The sequence below is a fragment of the Paenibacillus sp. FSL M8-0212 genome (genome assembly GCF_038004645.1).
In the GTDB taxonomy this organism is placed as follows: domain Bacteria; phylum Bacillota; class Bacilli; order Paenibacillales; family Paenibacillaceae; genus Paenibacillus.
On record NZ_JBBORP010000001.1, the window covers coordinates 3,362,547 to 3,377,633 of the forward strand.

At 45.6% G+C, this 15,087-nt stretch carries 10 protein-coding genes; 9 read left to right on the forward strand and 1 reads right to left on the reverse strand.

Features of this window, described 5'->3' with window-relative positions:
- Positions 1-203: 203 nt before the first annotated feature.
- On the reverse strand, positions 204-539 hold the full coding sequence (locus MKX68_RS14965) for a WGxxGxxG family protein (protein WP_338588639.1): 336 nt from the start codon (positions 537-539) through the stop codon (positions 204-206).
- A gap of 577 nt (positions 540-1,116) precedes the next feature.
- On the opposite strand from MKX68_RS14965, the gene ppc reads away from it, so the two are divergent.
- The 9 genes from ppc (at position 1,117) to ectB (ending at position 14,874) form a co-directional block, all read left to right on the forward strand.
- A complete protein-coding gene (ppc, locus tag MKX68_RS14970; RefSeq protein ID WP_340912590.1) occupies positions 1,117-3,909 on the forward strand; it encodes a phosphoenolpyruvate carboxylase in 2,793 nt (930 codons plus the stop codon).
- Positions 3,910-4,168: 259 nt separating this feature from the next.
- Entirely contained in the window at positions 4,169-4,735 is a 567-nt protein-coding gene (sigW, locus tag MKX68_RS14975) for an RNA polymerase sigma factor SigW (protein WP_017692117.1), read from the forward strand.
- 137 nt (positions 4,736-4,872) lie between these two features.
- On the forward strand, positions 4,873-5,487 hold the full coding sequence (locus MKX68_RS14980; protein WP_036614042.1) for a zf-HC2 domain-containing protein: 615 nt from the start codon (positions 4,873-4,875) through the stop codon (positions 5,485-5,487).
- Between the two features lie 315 nt (positions 5,488-5,802).
- Positions 5,803-6,639 carry a diadenylate cyclase CdaA gene (gene cdaA, locus MKX68_RS14985; RefSeq protein ID WP_017692119.1) on the forward strand — a complete coding sequence of 279 codons (837 nt, stop codon included), beginning with the start codon at positions 5,803-5,805 and terminating at the stop codon, positions 6,637-6,639.
- A complete protein-coding gene (locus MKX68_RS14990) occupies positions 6,632-8,125 on the forward strand; it encodes a CdaR family protein (RefSeq protein WP_340912594.1) in 1,494 nt (497 codons plus the stop codon). The genes cdaA and MKX68_RS14990 overlap by 8 nt, the downstream gene beginning before the upstream one ends.
- Positions 8,126-8,197: 72 nt before the next feature.
- A complete protein-coding gene (gene glmM, locus MKX68_RS14995; RefSeq protein ID WP_338588636.1) occupies positions 8,198-9,538 on the forward strand; it encodes a phosphoglucosamine mutase in 1,341 nt (446 codons plus the stop codon).
- 924 nt (positions 9,539-10,462) lie between these two features.
- Positions 10,463-12,295 carry a glutamine--fructose-6-phosphate transaminase (isomerizing) gene (gene glmS, locus MKX68_RS15000; protein WP_340912597.1) on the forward strand — a complete coding sequence of 611 codons (1,833 nt, stop codon included), beginning with the start codon at positions 10,463-10,465 and terminating at the stop codon, positions 12,293-12,295.
- A gap of 458 nt (positions 12,296-12,753) precedes the next feature.
- Entirely contained in the window at positions 12,754-12,903 is a 150-nt protein-coding gene (locus MKX68_RS15005) for a hypothetical protein (RefSeq protein ID WP_340912599.1), read from the forward strand.
- Positions 12,904-13,590: 687 nt separating this feature from the next.
- Positions 13,591-14,874, forward strand: a complete 1,284-nt coding sequence (gene ectB, locus MKX68_RS15010; RefSeq protein ID WP_091038390.1) for a diaminobutyrate--2-oxoglutarate transaminase — start codon at positions 13,591-13,593, stop codon at positions 14,872-14,874.
- Positions 14,875-15,087: the final 213 nt, after the last annotated feature.

Below are 15,087 nucleotides of genomic sequence, written 5' to 3' on the forward strand. Positions count from 1 at the left end.
CAGAGGCTTTTTTATTTATATTAACGTAAGAATTAGCAGTTATTTTATATAATATTTTATGTAAGGTACAAGTACAGGTTAATTTAAAAAAGAGCTAAGACCTCCCTATCTCAATAGCAAAGGGGTCTTGGCTCTTCTGTGTATCTCTGTGGATGAGTTGCTTCTAAGACGTAGCAGCTATTGTAACGTGACGTGAGTACAAGTTAACGTTCGTTGTGATCCGTCACTCTTCTACGCATGCCAGCTAATCCAAGCAGTCCCAGCAAACCGAGCCAGCCCCAATCCATTCCGTTGTCACGGTCGGTTGTTGTGGCGTTTGCACGAACACTATTGGTACGATAGTCACCATTGTTGCGGTAGTTTCCATCCATATTCAGGTTGGTGTTTGTGCGATCCATGTAGTTGGTGTCCTGATAAGACCGGACACGTGAGCCGGTTGTATCCATTCCTTTGGACATATGACCATCTGCAGCAGCAGGGCCAGCCATCGCGGCCACCAGAAGCACGGAAGCAATAATTGTTGTACCTTTCTTCATCATTTGAATTCCTCCTTTTTGGTTAGAGCTATAAATTAATCTGCCCAAGAAGACAAGGACAATATGTAAAAATGGTCTGTTAAGATATCCCTTTGACTACAGAGAATTAACAAAGTACATAAGAAGCTCCCCTAATATGCAGACTGTAGTGGGAAGAAAATTATAATTACATCTTTAATTTATTGCGTCACTGTGGTAAAGTATACAAAAGCTTGCTTTGCCGGTCATGTTTCTTTGTATATCATCTGTTCTCAGATAATGGAATTATGCGGTTTAACCTTACAATCAGGTACATGGGATCATATCTAAAAGAACTGTATATTTATGAATTTTTTAGAATAGGTATGAGACATTTGAGTTATTTAAAGTACGTGAAAAAGGTATCATGCGACAGCATATGACCATTAATTGAAGCAGAACAAGAAAATGAATAAAAAAGCGTGTTTTTGTGCTGTAAATCGGGGATAATCCCCATTTTTTCTAGTAGAAAAATAAAGATTTTCGTACCATTTTATTGTATGATGTTATGAAGGTGTCAAATTTACGTGTACGAATGGAACGATCAGATGGGAGGATAAGCATGACTGAAACTATGGTAACCGCCAGCAAAAGCCAATCCAACAACCTGCTTCGGCGAGACGTGCGGTTCCTGGGCAATATACTCGGAGAAGTTCTTGTCCATCAAGGCGGCACGGAGCTTCTAGATATCGTTGAGAAGATTCGGGAAACGAGCAAATCGTTGCGTGCAGAATTTCTGCCAGAACTCTATGCAGAGTTCAAAACGATGATCCAGGAATTAGACTCGGACAATCGTCATCAGGTTATTCGGGCTTTCGCTATTTATTTTCAATTAGTTAATATTGCTGAACAAAACCATCGGATCCGGCGTAAACGGGATTATGAACGTTCTGCAGGGGACGCTGTGCAGCCAGGATCGATTGAGAAAGCAGTACAGGATCTTAAGGAACGTGGACTGTCTCATACAGAGGTGGAAGAGATTCTCGACGATTTGTCGTTGGAACTCGTTATGACAGCTCACCCAACCGAAGCCATGCGCCGGGTTATACTGGACATCCACAAGCGGATATCCGAAGACGTCATGTCACTTGATAATCCTACGCTGACGTTGCGTGAACGTGAACAGTTGCGGGAGAAACTGCTGAATGAGGTTATTACACTCTGGCAGACAGATGAACTTCGCGACCGCAAACCGACTGTACTCGATGAAGTGCGGAACGGGATGTATTACTTTCATGAAACGTTGTTCCACGTACTTCCGGATGTATATCAGGAGCTGGAACGCTGCCTGAACAAATTTTATCCTGACCATGACTGGCATGTGCCGACGTATTTGCGGTTCGGTTCCTGGATCGGTGGAGACCGGGATGGAAATCCTTCGGTAACTTCAGATGTAACATGGCAGACGCTGTTGATGCAACGCAAGCTTGCTTTGCGTGAATACCAAAGGATTATGATTGAACTTATGGGCCATCTCAGCTTCAGCACAAACATCATTCATGTATCGGATGAGCTGGTGCAGTCGATTGAGCAGGACCGTAAATCTGTTACATTGAAAAAAGTGGATATCTGGCGGAATGAAAAAGAGCCATACCGCATCAAATTGGCCTATATGATTGCCAAGCTGAACAATGTACTGGATGAGAACAAATTAGGTCAGCCTGACCGTTATCATAGCGCACAGGATTTGATTGATGAACTGATGATTATTGATCGAAGTCTGCGCCATCATTTTGCAGATTACGTAGCAGATACGACCATTCGCAAAATGATTCGTCAAGTCGAGTTGTTTGGTTTCCATACCGCAGCTTTGGATGTGCGTCAGCACAGTAAGGAACATGAAAATGCGATGTCGGAAATTTTAGCCAAAATGAACATTGTAGAGGATTATGCGCGTCTGACTGAAGACGGTAAAATTGATCTGCTTGCTCGTTTGCTGGATGATCCACGTCCGCTTACTTCTCCTTATCACCAATACACGGAGGGAACCAAAGAGTGTCTGGATGTCTTCCGTACCATTAAGCGTGCCCAGAATGAATTTGGGAACGGCTGTATCACAAGTTACCTGATCAGTATGACGCAGGGCGCAAGTGATTTGCTGGAAGTTATGGTATTTGCCAAGGAAGTGGGCTTATTCACCAAAGGTCACAACGGTGACGTTGTATCTACACTTCAAGCGGTACCGCTGTTTGAAACGATTGATGATCTACATGCGGCTTCGGACATTATGGAGAAGCTGTTCAACCTTCCTGTATACCGCGCAAGCGTAAAAGGGCGGAATGAACTGCATGAAATCATGCTTGGTTATTCAGATAGTAACAAGGATGGCGGAGTGGTTACAGCCAACTGGGAACTGCGCGTAGCAATGAATGCCATCACGGCTGTAGGTAATGAACACGGCGTTAAGCTGAAGTTCTTCCATGGACGTGGCGGGGCTCTTGGACGTGGCGGCATGCCACTCAACCGCAGTATTCTTGCTCAACCACCACATACGATTGGTGGAGGCATCAAGATTACGGAGCAGGGAGAGGTTATTTCTTCCCGTTATTCCCTTCAGGGGATTGCATACCGCAGTCTGGAGCAGGCAACTTCGGCTCTAATCACAGCAGCACTTAATGGGCTTGAGCCGCAAGAGTCAGCATCCGAACGTCATTGGGACAGCATCATCAAAGAGATTTCGGAAGTATCTCTGACGAAATATCAGGATCTGATTTTCCGTGATCCAGACTTCTTTACCTTCTTCAAAGAATCAACGCCGCTTCCGGAGGTTGGTGAGCTGAATATTGGTTCCCGTCCATCCAAGCGTAAAAATAGCGATAAGTTTGAAGATCTGAGAGCGATCCCTTGGGTATTCGCCTGGACTCAAAGTCGTTATCTGCTTCCGGCATGGTATGCGGCAGGAACAGGATTGCAAAGTTACTATCAGGATAAAGAGGAAAATCTGGTTGTCCTGAAAGAAATGTATGCAAGCTTCCCATTCTTCCGTACATTAATTGATACGGTACAGATGGCCGTAGCCAAGGCAGATCTGGTGATTGCCAAAGAATATTCAGCCATGACTTCGAACGAGGAAGCCCGTGATCGCATATACGGTCAGATCGAAGCCGAATTCAAGCTCACAAAAGATCTGATTCTGAAAATTACCGGAGAAGCTGAAATCCTGGATGATGTACCGGTTATTCAAGAGTCCATTCGCCTTCGTAACCCTTATGTAGATCCGTTGTCCTACATGCAAGTTCAACTTCTGAGCGAGCTCAGAGATATGCGTGAACGTGGTGAGGATGATACGGAACTGCTCAGAGAAGTGTTGCTGACCATCAATGGCATCGCTGCAGGACTGCGTAACACAGGTTGATGATTGAACTGCTGCATTGAATAATTATATGTAACAAAGTACCCATTACTTTGTTGAATAAAAGCTCCATTCTCTGCTCTACGGAGTGAGAGATGAAACGGGACTCCTGCGGGAGTTCCCGTTTTTACTGTTTTTGGCGGATATTTGTCATACAGTCTTGATTTTTGACCAAAGTTGATTTACGATTTGATTGGTGAATTACAAGTGTGGACGGGTATCAGAAGACGGAAGACCCATCAGCATGTCTGGGGGAATAAGGGTGGACAATTTGGAGAACAGGCTTGTGAAACTGGTGCTCAAGGGCGACCAGAGAGCCTTCGCAGAAATCGTTGAACTATATAAGGACAAGCTATTTCATTTGGCATACCGGATGCTGAACAATCGTCATGAAGCTGAAGACGTTGTGCAGGAGACGTTTTTGCGTGTGTTTCGTAATATGGAGAAGTACGATCCGAACCAGAAGTTCTCAACCTGGATCTACCGGATCGCGACGAATCTGTGTATTGACCGACTGCGCAGAAAGAAACCTTCATACTCTTTGGATGCTGAACTGAATGATCAGGAAGGATCTGATGGTTATGCGATGCTCCCGAGTGATGATCGTACACCGGAGAGTGAAGCACTCCTGTCAGAAACGCAGACACTCATTCGTGAGGCCATTGACAGTTTACCAGCCAAGTATAAGTCCGTTATGATTCTGAGATATTTACAGGACTTGTCGCTACAGGAAATCAGTGATGTGACAGGTATGCCCGTAACAACGATCAAGACACGCGTTCATCGGGGCCGTGATTTTCTACGTAAAAAATTGGAGTATAAGTTATAAATGTTAAGAGCCTTTAAATTATGGGCGAAATTATTTGAAACATATCCGAAACGGATGCGTATGTAATGTATGCAAGTCTTATGCGTGCTTTTTAATGGCACATGGACTAAGTGATTTAAGAAAGGATTGGCTCTCATATGGATTGCAACTCGGCCGTCTCTTTAATGCATGAATGTTTGGATGAGTCGTTGTCCCCGGCCCAGAAGGTTGAACTGAAAAGTCACCTTGTGATCTGTCCGGATTGTCGCATGCGCTTTAAAGAGTTGGAACAGACGGAAATGCTACTCTTTGCCATGAAACACTATTCACCGTCTGCCTCTGATGAGCTGACCAATCGAATTATGAATGCTCTGCCCCAGCCCAAGAGACAGCAAGCATGGCTCAAATGGGTCAAAGGACATCCCGCGCTGACGGCGGCAGCCTTCTTTTTGGTCGTGATGCTCTTTAGCGCCTTGAATTTCTGGAATCAGAATAACGAAATGGTTGTTAAGGGAAATAATCTGGACCAGATCGTAATTCAGGGTAACACGGTTATTGTTCCTGAAGGTAAGTCTATTGCTGGCGATCTTACGATAGAAAATGGAACCGCACAAGTATATGGTGATGTGAACGGCAATCTGACGGTTATCGACGGACAACTGTTTCAGGCTTCAACGGCGCATATTTCAGGTCAGGTGAAAAGTATTGATCAGGCGCTGGACTGGTTCTGGTACAAAATAACCAATATGGTAAATGAAGTAGCTTATCGCTAGAACAGGGTAAAAATCTTCAATGGTATATACCAAGCAGGGTACCTCCAGATTGCATGGGGTACTCTTTTTTTATACGCAAACTTTGTAATTAATGGTAAATGTGATGTTTATGTGCAGTTTGAGACTGCCGTAACTTGCAACCTGAACGTTAACGTTATAACCTAGATACTAAAGAGAACATACTACTACATATAGATACGCATTTTGCACAAATCGAATGATGCACAAATGCGGAGACAAAGGATTATATAAAATCCTAATGGGTTAATATGAGATCAGGGTTTACTCATCAATGGGGATAGCGGGGGCTGGCTTATGAATTATTTTGCTGACTTAACGTGGACAGAGTCCATTAAGGACGTTATCGATATATTGATCGTTACCTATATTATGTACAAATTGATTTTGCTTGTGCGGGGGACACGTGCAGTTCAGCTCCTGAAAGGGATTCTGTTCCTTGTGCTGATCTGGGCATTAAGTACGTGGCTAAACCTGTATACGCTCAAATGGTTAATGAACCAGATGTTTACGTTTGGTGTCGTTGCGGTGTTCATTATCTTTCAGCCGGAACTGCGTCGTGGTCTGGAGCAATTGGGACGCGGTAAGCTATTTGGACGTTCAGCGGCAGCGAGTGATGAAGAATTAACGGTGTTAATTGGTGAGATTATTAAGTCTGTTAATTATTTGTCACGGCGTAAAATTGGCGCATTGGTCGTATTTGAACGTGAGACGGGTCTGAACGATTACACGGAATCGGGCATTAAGATGCACTCTCTGGTCAGCTCGGAGCTGATGATTAACATCTTTATTCCAAATACACCGCTCCATGATGGAGCCGTCATTATACAAGGGAAACAGATATCGGCGGCAGCCTGTTATTTGCCATTATCAGAGAATCCGTTTATCAGTAAGGAATTGGGAACGCGTCACCGTGCAGCAATCGGGATTACCGAAGTTGCAGATGCGATCTGTTTGGTTGTCTCCGAGGAGACAGGACAAGTGTCACTTGCAATGAATGGACAGGTCGTTCGTGATATTAAGGAAGAATCGCTGATTGCCAAACTGTATGAGGAGTTGCGCCCTACATCCAATCTGAAAAAGAATGGCTGGACAACCTTCTGGAAACGGAAGGGAGGACGTAACAATGGATAAATGGTTTAACAATAATAACTTTGCCAAAATACTTGCGCTTGCGGTGAGCCTGCTGCTCTGGTTCATGATTCATCTGGATGAAGTACCAACCACCCCTACAATTACAACAGGGACAACCAACAAGGTTGTGGAACGTACGGTGCCTGTTCAACCTTATGGATTAGACAGCAACAGCTATGTGCTTACTTCATTAAGTACGGATGAGGTCCGGCTGGAGATCAAAGGACAGCGCTCGATGCTAACATCGATTTTTACGAATGACGATTACAAGGTACTGGTCGATCTGAGTCAGGTAAAAGATGGGTCCAATACACTGCCACTCGTACCTGATTTGCCTTCCGGGGTAGAAGTGGTCAGCATGGAACCTTCCATGGTTACGGTGAATGTAGAAAAATTGGGCACCAAATCCTTCAATGTGAATATTGTACCCGAAGGGGAACCATCCGCCGGATACAGCGCTGGAACGCCCGTAATTGAACCTTCGACGCCGGTTAAGGTAACTCTGCCCGAAGGGCAACTCGAGGCTGTAGCGAAGGTCCAGGGCAGTGTGAGCGTTAAAGATGCCAAGGAAGATGTCATACAGAAAAAAGTGAAACTTCAAGCATACGATGCTGAAGGCAAGGTCCTTGAAAATGCGATTATAACGCCTCAAACGGTTGAAGTCCGAGTTCCGGTCAATCAGCCCTATACATCTGTACCCTTAAGAATCAAATATTCGGGACAGCTTCCGGAAGGCCTGGTACTCTCCACGGTAGAACCAAGCGTGAAAGAAGTCTCGGTTTATGGATCAGAGGATGCGCTTGCGGGTATACAGTCCTACGACCAAGTAACCCTTGATCTAACACAGTTTGATCAGTCGGGTACATCGACAGTTAACGTGGACTTGACGCCGCCTTCCGGTTTTGAGAAAATCGAGCCTAGTTCGATTCAGATCAAGGTAACCATATCACCATTTGACGAGGCAGAGGAGACAACCAAAGTCTTTCCGAACGTCCCCATCACACTTACTGGTGCGGGGAATGGACTGGAAGGGACCTTGGTTACGCCTCGAAGCGGCGGTCTGAACCTTACACTTACAGGCTCAGCAAGTATGCTTGAGGGTCTGAGTAGTGATGATCTCACGTTGACCGGGGATCTTGCTGGACTTGCGGTCGGAACGCACGAGATCAAGCTTGAAGCCGACCTGCCCCGTTATGCCAAACTGGATGAATCATCCAATGCTCTGAGTGCAACGGTCAAAATTAGCGAAAAGACTGAAGACACCACAACTACTCCTAGCGAAGATCCGACTGACGAGGGAACGGTAGCACCTGACCCTTCACCAGCCGAGGTCGAGAACGGGGAAACGGAGCCTGTTCCTGATGAAGAAGACACGGAATCGAATACGGATACTCAGGATCAGGGCCAACAGGGGAGCACAAGCAGTCGAGGTAATTTAAATAATAATAACAGCGGTACTGGCAGTAAAAGTGGCGCGAATCCGTAAACGTTCTAATTTTAAAATTCTCAAAAAATAATAATAGTGCTCGTATATGATGCGAATAGAAGGAGTTAAATCATGGGTAAATATTTTGGTACAGACGGTGTAAGAGGGGTTGCCAATAAAGAGTTAACGGCAGAGCTGGCTTACAGCATTGGACGTTGTGGTGGTTACGTGCTTGCAGGTGGTGTGGAAAGACCAAAAGTGGTTATCGGCATGGATACTCGTATCTCGGGATTGATGTTGGAATCCGCACTGGTTGCAGGTCTGTTGTCCATTGGCGCTGATGTGATTCGTCTGGGCGTTGTATCCACTCCGGGAGTGGCGTATATCTCACGTTTGTTGAAAGCTGACGCGGGCGTGATGATCTCGGCTTCCCACAATCCGGTTGAGGATAACGGAATTAAGTTCTTTGGTGGAGATGGCTTCAAGCTGTCTGATGAAACAGAGAACCGGATTGAAGAGCTGATGGATGCGGAGACAGATCAATTGCCACGGCCAGTTGGTGGCGGTCTGGGTACCGTGACGACGGATGAAGAATCCCGTTATCGTTACCTCGATTTCTTGAAAACAACAGTAAATGAGTCGTTCTCTGGTCTTAAAATTGTTTTGGACTGTGCAAACGGAGCAGCTTATGAGCTGGCACCGAAATTGTTCAGTGAACTTGGTGCAGAAGTCATTGCCATTGGCGCTGAGCCTAACGGCCTGAATATCAATGAGCAATGTGGATCAACTCATCCAGAGAACCTGAAACAAGAAGTGCTCAAACATAAAGCAGATCTGGGTCTTGCTTTTGACGGGGATGCGGATCGTCTGATTGCTATTGATGAGACAGGCGCTGAGGTGGATGGAGACTTCATTTTGTGTATCTGCGGTGATGCGATGAATCGTGCAGGCAAGTTGAAGGACAGTACTGTTGTATCGACCGTTATGAGTAACATCGGATTCTATAAAGCAACGGAGAAACTTGCACTGAAAACAGCTAAAACGGCAGTGGGTGACCGTTATGTGATGGAGGAAATGCGTCGCGGCGGTTATAACTTGGGTGGAGAGCAATCTGGCCATGTTATTTTCCTGGATTACAATACAACCGGAGACGGTATGTTGACTGCGATTCAACTCGTGGACACACTCAAGGCTTCCGGTAAAAAACTGAGTGAGCTCAAAGCGTTGATGACCCAGTACCCACAAGTACTGGTGAATGTGCGTGTTGAAGATAAGAGCAAATACGAGGGTAATGCTGCAATCGAGCAAGCCATTACTACAGTAGAACAACAACTCGGCGATAATGGACGTGTACTCGTTCGTGCTTCAGGTACTGAATCCCTGATCCGTGTTATGGCGGAAGGACCAGATAAAGACGAACTTGAACAATTTGTGTCTCAAATCGCAGATGTAGTGCAAAAAGAACTGGTATAAGACTGGAAGAAATCCCTTGTGCATACGGTTTTCTTAAGGGAATTGTTGTGTATAAAGGGTATGATATAACAGGATTTAGGACATATAGTGCGTGTTCAAAAAGTCTGGTTTTCAGTACCGAGAAGATGGAATGAAGATAGAAATGGAGTAGCGGAGCGTAGGGAAACTACGTGAGCAACGGACATTTCGGCTGAATTTCATATTCGATGCTGATTATGCCAATAGGCATGATTCTTAATCAAAAGCGGACTTTTTGAATTTCCTCTTAAAGATGAATATTCCTGCGTCCCGGCCTGATGAGACCATAGGTCCGTTTATCCGGTCGGGATTGTGGGTAAATATGCTGAAATTGTCACAGGTACTTTGCTCCATTGCAAAATGGACCTGACGTGCATATAATGAGTGGAGTCGTCATTCAGACACAGAAAGTGAGGAACGTAAGGTTACAGTTACACAAGCGCCAGAGCTTGGAGTTGCGCGGGATGATGTTGATCAGGATTTCTTCTAGGTTGAAGAACGACTGATTAAGATCAACGGCAATCAAGCTGACGAGGTGGAGGTGTTCGGATTGTTCGGCGGGGACCTCCCGGTGAAGCACCAGAGCCGTAAACCGGATTGCGGAAAATGGATGGGTGACTGTCCACACAACGCGCCGGTGCAGGTGCAAGAGTTAAACTAAAATTAAAATGAATGTGCGTGAAGAGCGTAAACAGTACGCGGACGGGAAAATGATGTACATTCATGATTGCATTCATAACAGCTTATGATGACTGCGGGGCGACACGAGGTCGCTCTGATCATTGATAATTGAATAAGTACCAAGTATTCATGAAACGCTAGGCAATCACTCATTTTTCCGATGTGCCGCCTCTGCCTGTTTCTCTTCGTGACACAGTATTCATATACAAACGGAGGAAATAAATTATGTGCGGTATTGTTGGATATATTGGTAATAAGAACACTCAATCGGTATTGGTTGAAGGATTGAAGAAACTTGAGTATCGTGGTTATGATTCTGCAGGTATTGCGGTATTCACACCCGAAGGTCTGCAAATCACGAAAGCTCTCGGTCGTCTTGCGAACCTTGAAGCCAAGCTGGATGGTGCACCACTGGTAGGTAATGCCGGAATCGGACACACACGTTGGGCAACTCATGGTAAACCATCAGATGAGAACTCTCATCCACACACGGATGGAAGCCAGAAGTTCTCTGTTGTGCATAACGGTATTATTGAGAACTACCTGGATCTGAAGGACGAATTGATGGCTCAAGGTCACACGTTCACTTCCGAGACAGATACTGAGGTTATCTCTCACCTGATCGCACGTGAATACAATGGTGATATCGTCAAAACAGTACAAAAAGTGATCACGTTGTTGCGTGGCGCATTTGCATTGGGTGTATTGACAGAGCATGAGCCTGAGAAACTCGTAGCTGTGCGTCAAGCAAGCCCATTGATTATTGGTATTGGTGAAGGCGAGAACTTCATTGGTTCCGACATCCCGGCAATTCTGGAACATACACGTAACGTGTACATTCTGAATGATGGTGAAATGGCTGTATTGACACATGATGCTGTCGAATTGATGACGATTGAAGGCAACTTTATTTCTCGGGAAATGATTCGTGTCGATTGGGATGCTGTAACCGCAGAAAAAGGCGGATTTGAGCACTTCATGCTGAAAGAAATTCATGAGCAACCAAAAGCATATCGTGATACAATGCTGGGTCGCATCGATAATGAAGGTAAAAAAGTTCAACTTCCTGAGTTGAAGATGACTGAAGAACAAATTAAAAATATCCGTAACGTTCAAATCATTGCATGTGGTACAGCGTACCATGCAGGTCTGGTTGGACGTACAGTGATTGAGCAATTGGTACGTATTCCGGTTGAAACAGATGTGGCTTCCGAGTACCGTTACCGTTCCCCAATCGTGCACAAAGATACACTTGTAATCGTAGTGAGCCAATCCGGTGAAACTGCCGATACGCTTGCTGCATTGCGTGAAGCACAATCCAATGGTGCACATGTACTGGCAATCACTAACGTAGTGGGTAGCTCCATTGCACGTGATGCAGATGATGTTATCGCAACTTTGGCAGGTCCTGAAATTGCAGTAGCTTCTACCAAAGCGTATACTTCACAGTTGATCGCGTTCAACTTGCTTGGTCTGTACCTTGCACAAGTTCGTGGTACACAATCTGCTGATGAGATTGCACACACGCTGGCAGCGATGCAGGCATTGCCTGAGCAAGTGGAATCCATGTTGGAGCAAGCGGAAGCAATCAAAGGATATGCAGAGCAAATCTCCAAACATGAACATCTCTTCTTCATCGGCCGTGGTCTTGACTATGCAGTAGCTCAAGAAGGATCTTTGAAGCTGAAAGAGATTTCTTATATTCACTCCGAGGCGTATGCTGCGGGTGAGTTGAAACATGGTACGCTTGCATTGATCGAAGACGGTATCCCTGTTATTGCCCTGGCAACGCAGGAGAACGTACTTGAGAAAACAGTGAGCAACATTAAGGAAGTAAAAGCACGTGGCGCAGATGTATTGGCAATTACGTACGAAGAGCACGTAGCACCATTGCTGAAATCCGTAGACCAAGCGTTTGCGATTCCTAAGACGTTGCCACTGCTTAGCCCTGCTTTGTCTGTTGTTGCGCTGCAATTGCTGGCATACTATGCTTCCCTGGCGCTGGGTCATGATGTGGATAAACCACGTAACCTGGCGAAAAGTGTAACGGTTGAATAAGGTATTCTGTACAAATTAGTTTATTGTCTAGTGATAAATAAGTGTAGAACCATTAACAAAAGTATGGAATTACACTAACTGTTGTCCAATGACATGGATAATGGGTTAATCAATAGATTTAGTAAACTAATAAAGTATGAACAAAATAATGGTCCTGATGACTCTAAGTCATCAGGACTTTTTTGATGTTTCAGGAGGGTGGTTCAAAATATTAGAACCACCTTATTTGTGTTTGTGCATTGCAAATTGCGGTCATTCATTGAACGAAAACTCACCCATATTATAGAGTACCTTAGGAAGAGTATCTTTTTGTAATTCTCACATTTGAAATACTCTTCGTGCACGAATGTAATCAACTTCTTAAAGAAAGTCATTAAAATTAGCATCTCGAAAGTGTCAATATATCCCCAAGAAGGATGCGGATCGGGCATAAAAGATCATTTGAACAATAAAGGAAGATGACTGAACGTGACTGGTACATCCTTCAGCTACTCACAAAATGGTATGCCAAGAAGCGTCAACGTGCTCGTATGGACGAGCTTATTACACGAAATGAAATCATTGTCCGTTCAATTCGGACTCAGAACGCGATTGTAATCTGCATGTAAATAATGAAGGACATCGGAAAGCAAATGAGGGAAAACCTTACGTACAGTTTGATGAAGAGGAGCAGAAAATATATGCTCTTTACTCTAACAGAGGTGCAGAGAAGAAGGCGTGATACAAAACTATGCCGGCTGCCATCCGTGCGGACGCTGCGGCCAGTTTCCAGCCAGGCTTTCAGAAATTGGTCAGGTAATCATGTTAAGTTATTACAAAGTGAAAGGAATCGGAACACCGGCAAAGAATATTTACAGGTAATATATACCAATTTATCCTATTTCATGGCTGAATGTCAACACCTCGATTGTTGCCAAACCATTCCCACGTTTCTTCTCCATTCACTCTTTTTAGCGAAGATTGTTAACACATTATGTTTTATAAACCAAATTTAACAATATATTGACTATATTTAACAAAAATTTTACTATACATTCTTGTAAATTTTGATATAATTCAACCTAGGTCTTATTCCCTATTATTCTAATAAATGGAATTGTAGGGTTTTTTATACCCATCCAAGCTGTGTGCGAGAGACCAGTATACTGGCTAACCAACAAGCGGGCATGCGGGGACCAACAATTGTGGAAAATGACAGCCTAGAATATGTTGCTCCATGACGTCAGAAGGTTCAGAAAGGAAGGTTCAGAAAGATGGAGCCAACCTTATCCCAATTCCGATGGAGGATGAAGTGAGTGAGCATTTTTGAAAAGCTGGAATCCAACGTAAGATCTTACTGCAGAAGCTTTCCGGTGGTATTCGACCGGGCCAAGGGAGACCTTTTATATTCTGAGGACGGAAGAGCATATATTGATTTCTTTGCAGGTGCCGGGGCACTCAATTACGGCCATAACAACGATTATATTAAAGACCGGGTTCTCGATTACTTGACCTCCGACCGGATTATGCACGGTCTGGATATGTATACAATGGCCAAGCGTGAATTCATCCAGAGCTTCTCGGAGCGGATCCTGGAGCCGAAGAAGCTGAATTACAAGCTTCAATTCTGCGGTCCAACAGGGACGAATGCGGTGGAAGCGGCCCTGAAGCTCGCACGCAAGGCGAAGAAGAGAAGTGGAATATTCGCATTCATGGGTGGCTTCCACGGCATGTCGCTCGGCAGTCTGTCGGCGACAAGCTCCAAGTCCATGAGAGAAGGGGCGGGGCTTCCTCTGGACGGAGTTACGTTCATGCCGCACCCGAGCGGGGCTTTCGCAGAAATGGATACGCTCGGTTATATCGAGAATATCCTGACTGATTCGCACTCCGGAATCGACAAGCCGGCCGCGATCCTGCTTGAAACGGTACAAGCCGAAGGCGGAATTCACGTTGTCGACGCGCAGTGGCTACGCGAGCTGCAGCAGCTTTGCCGCAGACACGATATTCTGCTCATTACAGACGAGATTCAAGTAGGATGCGGCCGGACAGGCGAATTCTTCTCCTTCGAACGTGCGGGGATCGAGCCGGATCTCATTACCCTGTCAAAGTCGATCAGCGGGTACGGCCTGCCAATGTCCCTGCTGCTGCTGAAGCCCGAACTGGATATCTGGACGCCGGGCGAGCACAACGGCACCTTCCGCGGCAACCAGCTGGCTTTTGTGGCCGCGAAGGCTGCTCTCGAGTTCCGGGACAGAACCGAACTGGAAGCTCAGGTGAAACAGAAGGAAGAGTTTGTGCGCTCGTTCCTTGATCAAGAAATCAAGCCTCTGCATCCGTCCATCGCCATCCGCGGACTCGGCCTGATCTGGGGCATTGACGTCTCGGGGTTCATGGATGAAGCCGGGGCGAAGCGGGTGACGGATATCAGCTTCGACAACGGGCTCATCATTGAAAGAGCTGGCAGAGGAGACTGTGTGCTGAAGATCATGCCTCCGCTGACCGTCTCGATGGAGCATCTGGCTGCCGGCTGCGACATTATCAAGTCCAGTATGCAGCAGGTGATCTCTCAGGAGACCAAGGATTTGCTAGTTACGACCTAAGCTTGGCCAAGCCGATGGCCGCCCCCGGCAAGAGGCACGAAAGTGCCTTCCGGAGGGCGTGCGGACTTGATGTTAAGGTAGCGCTTTCACCTCAGTGGAAGACTTTCTCCTCATGCTACCTGCGGTAACGTCAATCAACATGGACTTCTCCGCCAAGGGCAGTCCCGTTCGTGCCATACTGAGCATTCCTTGAGTCTCATGCAGTACCCTCGT

Bases quoted from the DNA above. Each gene is read 5' to 3' on its own strand.
- MKX68_RS14965 (WP_338588639.1), bottom strand. From the start codon at position 539: ATGATGAAGAAAGGTACAACAATTATTGCTTCCGTGCTTCTGGTGGCC.
- ppc (WP_340912590.1), top strand. From the start codon at position 1,117: ATGACTGAAACTATGGTAACCGCCAGCAAAAGCCAATCCAACAACCTG.
- MKX68_RS14980 (WP_036614042.1), top strand. From the start codon at position 4,873: ATGGATTGCAACTCGGCCGTCTCTTTAATGCATGAATGTTTGGATGAG.
- cdaA (WP_017692119.1), top strand. From the start codon at position 5,803: ATGAATTATTTTGCTGACTTAACGTGGACAGAGTCCATTAAGGACGTT.
- MKX68_RS14990 (WP_340912594.1), top strand. From the start codon at position 6,632: ATGGATAAATGGTTTAACAATAATAACTTTGCCAAAATACTTGCGCTT.
- glmM (WP_338588636.1), top strand. From the start codon at position 8,198: ATGGGTAAATATTTTGGTACAGACGGTGTAAGAGGGGTTGCCAATAAA.
- glmS (WP_340912597.1), top strand. From the start codon at position 10,463: ATGTGCGGTATTGTTGGATATATTGGTAATAAGAACACTCAATCGGTA.
- MKX68_RS15005 (WP_340912599.1), top strand. From the start codon at position 12,754: ATGACTGAACGTGACTGGTACATCCTTCAGCTACTCACAAAATGGTAT.